Here is a 13482-nt window from a genome sequence, read left to right as displayed (position 1 = left end):
GCTTTTTTTATGCTTCAAACGATTTGAGGACGGCAGCCGTTAATATCTCAATGCCTGTAAAGATGGCGCTTCGGTCAAATGTCATTTGGGGATGGTGAAGCCCCGGCTCCAGACCGCATCCTAGGCCGAGCATCGTCGTTTTTAAGTTCGGCACCTTTAACCCGTAAAAGTGAAAATCCTCTCCTCCGGTTGTCACAAGAGGTTCATCCACATGTTCTTCTCCGAGAATGCCGCTTATCGCAGATGCCATGATGGCTTCCGCCTCTTTGTTTCGCTCGGCTGCCGGGAGGCTGTGTTCTTTTTGCAGTTCGATTTTTGCGCCGAATGCGGCAGCCGCCGCCTCACAGGCTCTTTCGGTTTCGGCGGTTAATTTCTCCATGGCGGCATTGGTTTGTGCGCGGAGATCAAGGCTGAACGATGCTTTTCCCGGAATGATATTGGAACTCTCACCGCCTGCCTGAAGCTTTGTCATCTTCACGGAATGCGGGATGCCGGGATCAAGATGAATGAAGCTGAGTTTTTGGACGAGAAGAGCGGCGATTTCGATACTGTTAAGGCCGAGATGCGGTCTCGCGCCGTGGGCTTCTTCTCCGATAATCAGGCCTTCTATATGCTGGCTTGAGCCATGCAGAATGGACGGTGCGCATCGGCCGTTTGCCGTTTCCTGTACGGGGCGCACGTGCACGCCGTATAAGAAATCAACATCATCCAGTACGCCTTTTTCAATCATTTTCAGCGCTCCGCCGCCTTTTTCTTCAGCCGGCTGAAAAATAAAGCGGATGGTGCCCTTCGGAAGTTTCGACTGACTCTTTAAAAGCATCATCGTGCCGAGCGCCATCGTCATATGTGAATCATGTCCGCATGAATGGTTCGCCTGAAAGACACCGTCCACTTCCTGCCACAGCGCGTCAATATCCGCCCGGACAGCCACAACAGGCGAGCCTTCTCCGATTTCGCCGACAACACCGGTACAATCATCAAACGTGCGGGTTCGGCAGCCGGCCTCTTTCAGTTTTTCAGTCAGATATTCAGTTGTTTGATATTCTTTCCAGCTTACTTCGGGATTGGCGTGCAGGTGGTCAAAAATATCCATAATGATTTGCTTTTCATGCGCTGTGAGTCTGTTCATGCCGTAAGTCCTCCTTCAAAAGCTGTCTGTTTTTTATTTTTGATATTGAAAACAGGCAATCGGTCTGTATATAATATAGCACATATCTGTATTTTCTGAATAGTTTATAAATTTAAAGCGGGATGGTGATGTTATGGCTGTGCCGAAGGCCGAACCTTTATTGAAAAAGAAGAAATTGTTTGTGATGCCTGATGCTTATGTGCTGCTGTTCATTGTCGCTTTACTATGCGCGATAGCGTCGTACATCGTTCCCGCGGGGGAATTTGACAGGGTGACAAAGGGCAGTGTGACGTCCGCCGTCCCGGGAAGCTATCATTCTTTAGACCAGTCTCCTGTCAGCCCGATCGCTTTTTTTACCGCGATTCAGGAAGGGATGACAAGTTCTGCGCCGATTATTTTTTTAATCCTGTTTACGGGCGGCACCATTGCGATTTTGGAGAAAACGGGCGCCATCAATGGATTGATCAGTAATGTCATCAGTACGTTCCGCACAAAACAGCTGCTGTTTATTGCGATTGTCGGATCTCTATTTTCGATCCTCGGCACAACCGGCATCGTCGTTAATTCCGTGATCGGTTTTATTCCGATCGGCCTGATCGTCGCCCGCTCGCTGAAATGGGACGCCGTGGCCGGAGCGGCCGTCATTTATATCGGCTGCTATGCCGGGTTTAACGCGACGATTTTATCACCTTCACCGCTCGGGTTATCACAAAGCATCGCGGAGCTGCCGCTGTTTTCCGGTATCGGCCTGCGGATTGCCGTCTACATTTGTTTTCTGTTATCATCTATTTTATATATTTATCGGTATACGAGAAAACTCAGAAAAGCAAAGGACGCCAGTCTGCTGGGGAACGATTGGTTTCCGGCTGCAGGTTCATTCCCGCAGGTTTCTGAGCCGGAGGACAAGCATGTCCCGTTTACCGTCCGCCATAAATTGATTCTGGCTGTTGCGGCTTTGTCGCTTGCCGGCTTTTTATACGGCGCGCTTACTCTTGGCTGGTCTGATTCAGAGATGGCCGCCGTGTTCATTTTTATCTCAATCGTGTCAGGCCTGATTGCGGGAATGGCGGCAAATGATATCGCAAAAACGTTTATTACAGGCTGTCAGGGGCTCGTTTACGGTGCGCTGATCGTCGGAATGGCGAGAAGCATTTCCGTTATCCTGGAACATGGAAAGCTGCTTGATACGGTAGTCAATGGACTAGCGTCACTGCTGCACGGTTTCAGCCCGATGGCAGGCGCCATCGGAATGTATATTTCCAGCGCCCTGCTTCATTTTCTGATTTCATCGGGCTCAGGGGAGGCGGTCGTATTTATTCCGATCTTGGCGCCGCTTGCCGATCTGATGGGCATCACGAGACAGGTCGCGGTTGAAGCGGTCATGCTCGGAGAAGGCGTCGTAAACTGTGTCAATCCGACTTCCGGTGTGCTGATGGCCGTACTGGCTGCCAGCGGCATTCCGTACGTAAAGTGGCTTCGCTTCATGATTCCGCTGGCGCTGATTTGGTTTGTCATCGGTCTCGTGTTTATCTGCATAGGCGTCCTGATCAATTGGGGTCCTTATTAACATTTTTGTCAATGATATTTCGGTTTATCATTATGAATCGGCAAGATATAATGGGAGTTGTAAGCCATTCTTAATAGTACGGGAGGAAGTCATGAATCAGCGTCGGAACGGACTTTCAAACGTGAATGGAAAGAGTGAGAGTGTGAAAGAGAAAGAACGAATGATTTGGTCAGAAGTCGGAATGCTTGTGGGCACACTGTCTTTGCTTGACATCATCGTACGCGGACTTGTTCTGAACTGTCCGTTTAGGGAATGGGCCGGAAGCTTGGCGGTTTTCTTCATTATAATTGTTTATTATTGCATCAGGGCGGGGGCGTCGGGAATGCTCATGCCGAGAATAGACACCAAAGAAGAACTGCAAAAGCGGGTGAAGCAGCAGCGGATAGATTCAATTGCGGTCACTTTTGCGGTAGCGGCTATTACGATGTACGACAGGGGGTTTCCCCATACATTCTTTGCTTGGCTGAAAATGATCTTTCTTTTTATCGTCTGCGGAGGCATTCTGTTTCTGCTTCGGTATGTCATTGTGAAGCTGTCTTACAGAAGAGCGATAAAAGAAATAAAAAAGAAATCATCTTGACAGATGATTTCTTAATCTCGACGAAAAGACCCGAAAACCCTTTGTTATAAAGGGTTTAGGGTTTTTTTCTGTTTTTCGTAATTTTCATTTACTCCTTTTTACTCCACTTACTATAAGTTAGCTGGGAAAATAAGAAAATCCTTCTTTCGTTCAATGAAGAACAAATGAAGGATTTTCTTTATTTTATGCGGCTACTCTATCGGAAGCAATCTTTATTGGTTCGCCGTTAGTTCCTATATCAAAATTAGACAAGGACAGCACACTAGTTAACACCACTACTGCCAAGATAACTCGACTGATTTTCATTAATGATCTCTCCTTTTTTGATTTTGTTTTTTGCTTCAACACTCAGCATATAATATTCACTTGAACGTTGAAAATCCTGCATCTGATAAAAAAAACGTGCGACCTCCACAGCATAGTTCTCCAAATCTGCATACATTTTCATTGAATCAAAATACGCAAAAGCATCACTAATTAAATCATATTCACCATTTGAAAAATAAAGTCCTTCTAATATTTTAAATTTGGCAGTGTATTCAGCATCATTTGTTTTTTTTACAAACTCACGTCCTTTTTGAAAATAAATATCAGCAGAATCTTTATCACCTTGCTTAATTTTAACATGTGTTAAGATAAAAAGAGTTTTGGCAACAAAACTATGAGTACCAACTTCAAGCAAGTACAATGCCTTCTCTAAATGGCTTGCAGCACTTCCATAATTTTTTAATTCATCAAAGCAAATACCTATGTTAATATGAGCCATTCCAATTAAATAATCAACCTGAATTTCCTCAGCAATTTTTAGCGACTCCATGAATATTTCCAATGCCTTTTCGTATTCTAAAGAGTCAATAAAGTTTCCACCTAATATAAACTGACATCTTATTCTCTGTATAAAGTAATCATCATACTTCGTATATATTTCCAGAGCTCTATAGGCATAGTTAAGAGAAAAATATGTTTGCTTCATATAATAATAAACATAAGCTACTTTAAAAAAGAACTCTGCTTTCTCAATTTCATCATCTATTTCGGTTAATTTAGATTCTGCTTTTCTATACGAAGTAATTGCGGCAGTTAATTTCTTTCTTCTAAATTCATACATGCCCATAAAGAAATGAAAGTAATATTCCAACATTCCAGTGACATTACCCTGATCCTCCAACCTTTTCATAGCCAAGTACGAACTGTTTAACTCTTCGGTCTTTTCTGAATTCATATAATTAACTAATAATTCATGTCGAAACTCAAGCAATTGATAATATAGCAAAACATCTTTACTTTCTTCCATGTTCTTTAAATCTTTTTCAACTTCTTTTTTTATTCGTCCAGCTTGATCAAGATGATCATTTTTTATATGAGTGTACCAATCATTTAATTTCTTTGTAACTACATCATATGGAATTTTATCTTTATTCAAAACATCTCCCAAGAAAATTCCTCCATCCTTACAATAATTACACGAATATTTACATTAACTGTATTATGTCAGATCGAATATTTTTTGACAAAGTTAAAATGCAAAAAGGTTCAAATTATCTATTGAATAAATTATTCTTTTCGTCTTTATTGCGGTTATTGTAAGTCTTTTGTTTCTTGACAGATTTTAGACACAAAAAAAGAGCAGACATAAAAGTCTGCTCAAAATATTCTTACCAATCGAGTCCGCCAAGACCTGCATAGATACCAGGATAATTAGGAAGGAAACGCAGGTTTGCCCCTTTAAATGTCATGCTATTCCCATATAACTTAATCCTCTTATTCTCACCCGTAAAATGACCTTTAACATATTTGGTACCCCATACCGTATCTCCCATTACACCTTTTCTTACAACAGCATATTTGATACCTGTATTATTAGGTTGTGTACTCAACTGCGAATCAATGCCGAGAATTACATATTTATGTTTACCCGGGACACTAAATTTCGTTTTAGAGTAAAAAGTTTTACCACCTTGTCTTTTCTCAAAATCCCACCACATCAAGACATCCATCGGTTTCACCACTTGATCTTGGTTTTTTAATTTAGAGAAAGCATTCTCATAGTATTGATCGCTACCTTGCTGCAATGTTTTATTATCAGCGCTGTTTAGGGTCTCAGTGTTAATGTTCACTTTCCATTCAGCGCCGACCTTCTTAACTTCCAGAGGAACATCCTTTACTAATCCTCCTTCATAAGAAGAGTTGACCACGTAATAATAAGTATCATCACTTAAAGCTTTTGATTTTACTACCTCATAGTTATTTAATTTCTCATAACTCAACATCTCTTTATATTCAGCAACTGTTAAATCTCTTTCATCAATAACATAACTCATGATCTTTTCTACATCTTGTTCTTTAACAGCTTGAAGATATGACTCTAAAACTGACTCAGGTGTTAACTCTTTGTTTGCGGATGTTGCAGAAACACTAGTCGAAACAGTGGTAATTGCCAGCGCAAAGACTAGCATAAAAGCAAGACCACCTAGAAACCTTTTCATGCAAAATCACACTCCCTATATTTTTTTACACACAAAACTATTTTTACATTTATATACCAAATTGTAAATGGCTTTTTCATGAACAAAAAAAGAGCAGACATAAAATCTACTCTTCCAACTTTGTTTCTTTTCCTTTAACTTCTTCATAGTCAGGTGTTTTCTTATATAAACCGAGCCGATCCCCATCTCCATCAGCAGGCATATGTGCCATTTCTTCGTAATCATTCCCTTTTTTTTCATAGTATTCATACGGGGAATAGTTAAGGGAACCGTTATCATAAAACACAAACTGAATATATTTACCACCATCATATACGCGAATTAACGCATTATCCCTTTCAACTCCAGCGGTATCATATCCATCCTCAATTAAAGAGTTTTTATATTTTTTGATTACATTATCAATTGCATCATCATATTTATTTCCACCACATGCAGTCAGAAGAAGCAAGGCGAAGATATTAAGGAAAATAAAAAGGTTCTTCAAAATATGCACCCCCTATTTTTTCAATATTCATTATACTTAAAATATGGATATTTCTCCACTTTTTATCCATTTCCTTTCACCTGTACATCATCAACCAGCCACTTGTTTTTTTCCTTCTTCATTTTCGTTTGGACAATCAGCACTTGCTGACTGGTTACAGAGTTTGCAGTAGTTGATACCTCCACAATGTTCAAAAACAATTCAGTCGAATCATCAATCGGCTTTGAATAGCTTTCCAACGAACGTAATTTGCTTTGTACACTAATAGAATGCTTTTTGTCAGATCGGGAAGGGAAGGCATAATCAAAGCCTTTTTCCGTGGTGTATTTTTTAACCTCATCATAGCGCTTATCAATATCACTGTAATTCAGAAACGCTTCAAAAAAAGCATGATTTTCAGTAGCTCCCCCTGATTCTGATTGACGTATTTCTTCTTTTTTAAGCTCTACCTGCTTCTCTAAAAACCCTTGTCTCGCTTTATCAAATTCTTGAAATTTTGAGTAAGCAAGATATCCCATCCCACATACCAAAAGTAATAACACCCCATAAAGAAGCCAACTCGCTTTTCTTGTCATAGAAACAACCTCCTAATTTTTAATGCGTCCAAATGACACTAAATGATTGCGCCAGTAGCCGGATTTTAGATCAGAATACTGAATACCGCTGTCATTTGAATTGAACATTCGACCTTCGCCAACATAAATGCCAACATGAGTAATTGCCTTTCCTTCATATGTGCCGCCAAAGAACACGAGGTCACCCGGCACGGCCTGTTTTTCACTGATCTTTTTTGTCGCTCCATGCTGTTCCTGTGCTGTTCTTGGAAGAGTGATGCCAGCCTTCGCATATGACCATTGAACAAGCCCTGAACAGTCGAAACCACTTTTCGGGTTTGAACCGCCCCACACATACGGTTGCCCTTCATATTTCAGAGCTTCTTTCATAATGTTTTCATATCCATCTATTGCGCCGTCAACAGGCTTCACATCCTTATTAGAACCTTTGAGATAACGCATCACATGGTCAACATAGCTCGGGTCACCGTAGCTTTTCCAACCCATCTTAATGGCTTGAAGTCGGCTAAAGTCTAATGCTAGTTTTTTCGTGTATTTGCCACCGTGCTTCTTTACATATCCGATAAAACCAGAGCCAAAGTTATACGATTGTAAAGCCAGCCGGACGTCCCCTCCAGCTTCCTTAAACACTTTTTTAAAATGTTTGATACCGACTTCAATAGAATACTCCGGGTCTGTAATGGTATTTGGCGGCAATCCTATGCTTTCAGAACTTTGCATAATATCTAAAGAACGCCCACCACTTTCCTGCATGGTGAGCGCCATAATTACATTCACTTGATCATATACACCCTCTTGACGAGCGTATTTTTCAAACGCAAATCGAAAACGTTCAACCTCCGGGGCAATGCCGATCGTCTCAAACTCTCCATCTCTGCCCCCGATTTCATCGTTACCAATATCATGTTCTCCCGAAATCAACATGACAGCAGCCACCCCTAAAAGAAAGAAGAGGATGACAGGAGTTGAACATATGAGTATCCAAAGCTTTGTTTTTGGTTTCGTCTTACTTAAAACTGTCATGTCCTTTCATCCTCTCTTAGTCTATCTATACTTTTTACTGATGATCGACCGACAATATCATGCAGGGGAAGAGTTTCCACCTTGTTCACGACTTTTGGACTTTTACGTTTCAGGGTCACAGGCTTTTCAGTGACTTTTTTCGGAACTTCCCGATTTACAAATCGGCTTTCTCCGCCGGGAGAAACAGATTGTTTTTTCCCCATAGAAAAACCATCTGTCCGAACTTTTGGAGGTGTCTCAGATGGTCTTGTAACTGGTTGATTTGGCTGTTTATTCTCATGCTTAACGGTTGAATAGGGAACATGTTGTGTTTCCTTCTGAATCTCTTGATAAGCCGGAGAAATGTTCTCCCGTTTCACTTGCGCTACCTGATGGTCATAACCCTTTGCCCGGTGCTCTCTTTCACTAAATTGTTGTTGGTCTGTTCGTTCTTCTTCCGTCATCGTTTCTTGATGTAAAGGTGCTCTTTTTATTTTATCTTCTTCCTGCTGATGAAGATTTCCGTCCGTCTCATAAGAAGCAGCATCGGAATTCTCAACAAATTGCCTTTGGTCAGACCGATCTTTTTCATCCATCTTCTCTTGAAGCATTGGTGCACGCTTATAAGCGCCTTCCTGCTCTTCTTTCAAAACATCATCCATCATAGGAGCTTTAACACCTTCTCGCCGCCAGTCTCTTGCAGAAGAGTTAAGTTGTTGTTTTTTCTGTAATTCACTCGGCGTTAATCTAGGCTGTTCTTTTCTCATGTTTTGCGGCTTTCTTTCAAGTGCCTTTCTCGCTTGATCAGATGGCGGGGCTACAGATGCTTTTTCATTTTGTTGCGGCGTCCTCGAAATAGCTCCCTTGTTGAATCCAGTCACCATCCCCGGACTGCTTCCGCCTGCACTCGCTCCCTCAGAAGATGGCGATTCTTGATCTTCGAATCCGCCTTTTCCTTTTCTGTTGCCAAATACCTTTCCAATTTGTCCAATTGCCCCAGATAGTCTGCCTGCACCTTTTTTTGCGGCTTCCCAAGAAGGCTGTACATATTCCTTTCTCATGTTGTCTACCATGTTATTATCAACAGATACAACTTTTCCAGCGGTCACAAATTGAACAATTGAATCTCTTTTCTTAATTGCAATCCACATTATAAGCGCCAACACAACCGTATTTAACAGGTACATTCCAAAACTGTTAGGGGGGATGAGTGTATCAACCATGAAACAGAGGACATATACAAAAAGTATTAAAATGCCCAACATTGCTTTTAAGAGATAAATGCTTCCCAAACGTCCTAAAGCAACAAAGCCCGACATAGCAAGTTGCGGGACATAGGCAATAATAAACGCAAACGGAATAAAAAATACTATCGCTAAGGCGATAATCTGTAATAAGAAACTGAGAAACGCCAAACCAAGAAAAGGTATTCCAATCGCTATTGCCGCCGCAACAGCTATAAACGATTCTCCCAATTGATTAAACACATTTCCTGTTGTCATTGCGTCATTTTTATATTTTTTCTTTTCAGTTTTCTTTATATATTCCATTTTCTCCTCTTGTCCTTCATCAGTTAATTTATAGGACAACAGCCTATCTACACGGCTTAAATCATCTTTACTGTCTCCTTTCTCATTGATTTTAGCCGCACTTGTTTGATCATAATTCACAATAAGATAAGGCTTTTTTAAAGCAATCTGAAAGTACACATTACGCATTACAGCGACTGTTCCTTCCATTTCCTTGCCTTTCTCTATTTTTGAAGCATCAGCATAAACGCCCTCATTTTCTACTATTCCAATCAGCCCGTTTCCTGCTTTCAACAGCTTCCCTTGCAACTCAACAGAAAGGGCATTTAATCCCTTCATGTAATAACCGGAGTTTGATACCCATAATCCCCCAATGACCAGCACAACGATAAAAAGAATGCTACGTCTCATAGCATCCTTTGCACTTCCTCTTACAAAGAAGAGGTACACAACATAACCGCCCACAAAGATAAAAAGCGCTTCCCCAAAATTCTTTTTCAGCGACTTATATACCGTTTTTGATACATTCGTGATGCTGTCTGCAAATTTATCTATCGGCTTAAGGTTATACATGACATCCATTCCCGCATCTACCACACGAACGATGTTTCCAGCAAATGAGAATGTCACATTTGTCATCCCCACAAATGGTCCTTCAAGAATTTTGTCAGATGCTTCATTGTTCGCCTGATACCGAGAGATCGGAAATCGTTTCGATTCTAATTCAACGCCTCCCGACTTTTCAATTTTGGGCTGTGTGGTTGTATCTCCATCCGCCGAAATGGTGGATACTGCTGTTATGATAGTGATGAACAGCAAAATGACAGCTGACACTATAAGAATTTTTTTCTTTTTCATGTCGTTCCTCCTAATCCAGCCTTGTCAGTAAATAAAACTGATAATTTGCATTCGCTAAATCCCTTTCGGTCAGCACCTTCCATTCAGGAAACCGATCATACAGTTTAAAACAAATTGCTTTTTGATACCTCATGTGCCTGAATATTTTACGATTATGCTCCACTCTAATTCCTAGCAGCGCTTGCATAAATAGAGCCGTCGACCTGTGCCCGATAAAGCTTTTATAACGCCAACCGTAACACCTCAGTACATCATGAACTTCCTGTATCGTAATTTTGTCAGCCTTATAACAGCCCGGGCTGGTCAGAACCAAAGAATTTAAGAGCGCAACCTCCATTTCTCCATCCCCTTTATAAATATTTTTCCTCGGCGTATGCGACAGCTTTTTTCTCAACTGTTTTCAATGCGCCTTCCCATTCTTCAAACAGACATTCAATTGATATTTTTGCAGTACGGCCATAATAATCTTTAAAGAGACATTGCCCCTGAAACATGGATTCCATCATTTTCAGATTTTCTTTTGTGACCTCCATGTTCATCCACTTCAACACGTCTTCACGTTCGTTCGGTTCATCAAAAGCGAAAGCAACACCAAAGTTACCGTTGTCCTCTTCTTTCAATGCGTCTTTTGTAGACTGTGAGATAAAATACTCAGCGTTATTATAAGAGCGACCTATACGCCGCATTTGACGTTCGACTTTTTTCCCTTGTTGTGACGTTGTAAATATCCATGCTTCATCTATAAATTCAACAGTCTGTTCATCTGGATTCATTCCAAACAGCTCACAGAATTTACCGAGTGCAAACATGACGGCACTAGACTTTAATTGCGTTATGGTGTAGTTTTCAATCCGCTCAGAATAATCAGGCAAATCCATATTTTCAACTTCTAAAATGGTGATTCGCTCTTCAAGTGATAGAGCCGGGTTTGATCCATCATGAATACATAATTTCAGGATGGAGTCCGCCACAACTTCATTCAAGTAGTCACCAGCTTTTTGTACAGCTTTTTCAGGGTGGTTCTGCATCTTTCGAATAATGTGGAGTGAGCCGACCTGATTTCCTTTTTGTTTTGCCTCGATTACATCTGATGTAGCACGAAGGAAAGCTGTGTTTATGTCATCCTTTCCTTTGAAATCATAAACTTGTTCAAAAATGACTTGAACTAGCTCCTTTGCTTTCATAGGAGGGAGGAAGGAAATAGGATCAAGTGCTCCCCAGTTCTTTTCATCTTCATGATCTAATGTGATGTAATTATATTTCTCTAAATGGGCGATATATAAAGGGAAGTTTTCTCGGATAGTTTCATCATTTAAAACCTTGCGAATCCATTTTCGCATTTCTTTTTTCGGATCAATATAAAGTGCCTTAATGTTCAGCAGGCTGATATAGTTAAAAAGCAACTTTGCGAGGTAAGACTTTCCGTTCCCTGTGTCTCCTGAAATCAGACAATGAGGGGAGCGTGTCTTCGACCCTTTTAACTGCTGATTTGCTAAGAATGGGTGAAACAAGACAAAATCACGACTTGATAAAATGGCATTTTCCAAATCAGTGTGCTTTAAGAAGCGATCAACCCAACCGATAAAGAACCCTATTTTCGAACCAATATCAGAGTTAACCGCAAACAAACCCTCAGCCAGCCCGTCTTGTGTTGTTTTTTGAATCCAGTTTTTATCCGTCATATCTAACTTTTCGCCGGGCAGCATCTTATAAAAAAGTTTCAATTGATCCGCCACAGGAAGCCTGCATGTGATGCCTGCCCCTTTTAAATGACGCCTAACAATCGTAGCCTTTTGGGTACAGTCCTTTTTATCTTTGCCATGAACCACGATGACGGCCAGCCAGTTCATCAAGTACACTTCTTCTTTTTTTATTTCATCTTGCAGATGCCGCACCATCGTCGCACTGGTCACAGTTGAAACGTCACTGCGGTCACCTGTGCTATGCTGTTCACGCTGTTCCTCTTTCAATTGTTGTTTCTTAATATTTAAGGCTGGTTTAGTGATAGACTTCGATTCTGTCTGTGCCTTGATCTGTACTTCTACTGGAAACGGAAGAGCCTGCGCTTCATAAAACAAATCACTTTCAGACATGTTGTGCAAAAATTCATCAACGACAACAAAAGAAGTGAAGCCCTCATCTTGATCACTATGGAGATATAATACCGAAGGGTGTGTAGGGTCAATGAGCGTGTTCGTGATTGATCGAACGTTTCTAATCTCGCTTTCTTCTTCGATTGTGTGGTTTAAACCACGCACAAAGTGATAGCGATTCATATACGTCATTTCCTGCTCCGTCAGCCGTTCGCCCCAAATGGATGCCATCACATTGGCCAATGTTTCTTCTACCTCTTCATACTTATAAAAAAAGGAGGTCGGAACATTTTGTTCCCACCCCAACATTTTGACGACTGTATTAGTGGCAGTATCGAACAATGATAGTACATTGTCTTTCATTTCAACGCTGATGTTAACAAGACTGTTTTTCAATTTGATGCCAAAGATATAATCATACTTGGTAAGCCGACCTAAACGTTGTTCCAAGAGTCTTACCGTTTCCTCATTGTAATAACGAGCCACATCCAAAGCATCTTCGGCAAGATCAGATTCTAAATCCTCAAATCGTTTTTCCAATTCATATTCACTTGGATACATCATTAAATGAAAGTCATCATATGATGTAATTTCTTCAAATAAGTGTTTCCATTTTTGCTTATAACTCTCGACTTCTTCTTTATTCTGCATTGGGATGGAACTGCTTTTTATGCGGTAATACGCCCAAACGTCTCCCGTTCTTGTCAATAACAGGTTGTTGTATATGGCTTTCATCGGTGTTCTTAATTTCATTCGGTTTTCCCACCACCTCTACTAATTTTCGAAACTCAATTTGCTTTTCATTACTTAAATCTACCTTGCGGTCATTACAAAACTTCTTTTCAGGAAGCTTAATCAGAAAATAGTATTTCGCAAAGTCAAAGAAATACAGATAGATGTTTTTTCCTTCCGGTTTAATTTTCGTTACAAGTATGGTTAAAAATAACGGAGTACCAAAAATCACGATAAAGAATGTATTTTCAAAAGCGTGAGGAAAGATTATCCTCACGCCATACCAAAAACCGAAGCACAGAGCCACAAAAATAAAGTAGTTGATTGCAGGTATCAACTCAATAGCAAACGGTAATGAAAATTTTTCAGTAAGCTGTTGAATTTTTTTTGGCTCCCGCATTGCCTTCCGATAATTAAAAACTAGACGCCCCACAATACCACTCC

At 40.7% G+C, this 13482-nt stretch carries 11 protein-coding genes and 1 pseudogene; 2 read left to right on the top strand and 10 right to left on the bottom strand.

Going from position 1 to position 13482, the window contains the following annotated elements:
* Positions 1-7: 7 nt before the first annotated feature.
* On the bottom strand, positions 8-1129 hold the full coding sequence (locus ABK447_RS19285; RefSeq protein ID WP_015239106.1) for a M20 peptidase aminoacylase family protein: 1122 nt from the start codon (positions 1127-1129) through the stop codon (positions 8-10).
* Between the two features lie 133 nt (positions 1130-1262).
* Between ABK447_RS19285 and ABK447_RS19280 the strand changes: the two genes are divergently transcribed.
* Positions 1263-2696, top strand: coding sequence for a YfcC family protein (locus ABK447_RS19280; protein WP_015239107.1), 1434 nt, complete (start codon positions 1263-1265; stop codon positions 2694-2696).
* Positions 2697-2787: 91 nt separating this feature from the next.
* Positions 2788-3276: a DUF6773 family protein gene (locus tag ABK447_RS19275; RefSeq protein WP_007409054.1), complete on the top strand. Its 489-nt coding sequence runs from the start codon at positions 2788-2790 to the stop codon at positions 3274-3276.
* A gap of 262 nt (positions 3277-3538) precedes the next feature.
* Here ABK447_RS19275 and ABK447_RS19270 read toward each other — a convergent pair whose 3' ends face one another.
* The 9 genes and pseudogenes from ABK447_RS19270 to ABK447_RS19230 form a co-directional block, all read right to left on the bottom strand.
* A complete protein-coding gene (locus ABK447_RS19270) occupies positions 3539-4711 on the bottom strand; it encodes a Rap family tetratricopeptide repeat protein (protein WP_349909126.1) in 1173 nt (390 codons plus the stop codon).
* A 220-nt stretch (positions 4712-4931) separates the two neighbouring features.
* The gene (locus ABK447_RS19265) at positions 4932-5762 is read right to left on the bottom strand and encodes a hypothetical protein (RefSeq protein ID WP_349909125.1); all 831 of its coding nucleotides are present in this window, start codon (positions 5760-5762) and stop codon (positions 4932-4934) included.
* A gap of 106 nt (positions 5763-5868) precedes the next feature.
* Positions 5869-6249 carry a cystatin-like fold lipoprotein gene (locus tag ABK447_RS19260; protein ID WP_204530147.1) on the bottom strand — a complete coding sequence of 127 codons (381 nt, stop codon included), beginning with the start codon at positions 6247-6249 and terminating at the stop codon, positions 5869-5871.
* A 62-nt stretch (positions 6250-6311) separates the two neighbouring features.
* Positions 6312-6653, bottom strand: a pseudogene (locus ABK447_RS19255) (hypothetical protein); the annotation flags it as partial.
* A 183-nt stretch (positions 6654-6836) separates the two neighbouring features.
* Positions 6837-7847 (bottom strand): bifunctional lytic transglycosylase/C40 family peptidase, encoded by a 1011-nt coding sequence (locus ABK447_RS19250; RefSeq protein ID WP_349909124.1) that lies wholly within the window; start codon positions 7845-7847, stop codon positions 6837-6839.
* Positions 7844-10213 (bottom strand): CD3337/EF1877 family mobilome membrane protein, encoded by a 2370-nt coding sequence (locus tag ABK447_RS19245; RefSeq protein ID WP_349909123.1) that lies wholly within the window; start codon positions 10211-10213, stop codon positions 7844-7846. Before ABK447_RS19245 ends, ABK447_RS19250 begins: the two co-directional genes overlap by 4 nt.
* 10 nt (positions 10214-10223) lie before the next feature.
* Positions 10224-10550: a YddF family protein gene (locus tag ABK447_RS19240; protein ID WP_017418466.1), complete on the bottom strand. Its 327-nt coding sequence runs from the start codon at positions 10548-10550 to the stop codon at positions 10224-10226.
* A gap of 13 nt (positions 10551-10563) precedes the next feature.
* A complete protein-coding gene (locus ABK447_RS19235; protein WP_349909122.1) occupies positions 10564-13059 on the bottom strand; it encodes an ATP-binding protein in 2496 nt (831 codons plus the stop codon).
* Positions 12947-13471: a conjugal transfer protein gene (locus ABK447_RS19230; RefSeq protein ID WP_213404092.1), complete on the bottom strand. Its 525-nt coding sequence runs from the start codon at positions 13469-13471 to the stop codon at positions 12947-12949. The genes ABK447_RS19235 and ABK447_RS19230 overlap by 113 nt, the downstream gene beginning before the upstream one ends.
* Positions 13472-13482: the final 11 nt, after the last annotated feature.

The sequence above is a fragment of the Bacillus sp. hwrm1 genome (assembly GCF_040207805.1).
In the GTDB taxonomy this organism is placed as follows: domain Bacteria; phylum Bacillota; class Bacilli; order Bacillales; family Bacillaceae; genus Bacillus; species Bacillus velezensis.
The sequence above is the reverse complement of the archived record's forward strand: the minus strand, read 5'-3'. Positions and strand labels throughout refer to the sequence as shown.

Bases quoted from the DNA above. Each gene is read 5' to 3' on its own strand.
- ABK447_RS19250 (WP_349909124.1), bottom strand. From the start codon at position 7,847: ATGACAGTTTTAAGTAAGACGAAACCAAAAACAAAGCTTTGGATACTC.
- ABK447_RS19240 (WP_017418466.1), bottom strand. From the start codon at position 10,550: ATGGAGGTTGCGCTCTTAAATTCTTTGGTTCTGACCAGCCCGGGCTGT.
- ABK447_RS19285 (WP_015239106.1), bottom strand. From the start codon at position 1,129: ATGAACAGACTCACAGCGCATGAAAAGCAAATCATTATGGATATTTTT.
- ABK447_RS19235 (WP_349909122.1), bottom strand. From the start codon at position 13,059: ATGAAATTAAGAACACCGATGAAAGCCATATACAACAACCTGTTATTG.
- ABK447_RS19265 (WP_349909125.1), bottom strand. From the start codon at position 5,762: ATGAAAAGGTTTCTAGGTGGTCTTGCTTTTATGCTAGTCTTTGCGCTG.
- ABK447_RS19280 (WP_015239107.1), top strand. From the start codon at position 1,263: ATGGCTGTGCCGAAGGCCGAACCTTTATTGAAAAAGAAGAAATTGTTT.
- ABK447_RS19245 (WP_349909123.1), bottom strand. From the start codon at position 10,213: ATGAAAAAGAAAAAAATTCTTATAGTGTCAGCTGTCATTTTGCTGTTC.
- ABK447_RS19275 (WP_007409054.1), top strand. From the start codon at position 2,788: ATGAATCAGCGTCGGAACGGACTTTCAAACGTGAATGGAAAGAGTGAG.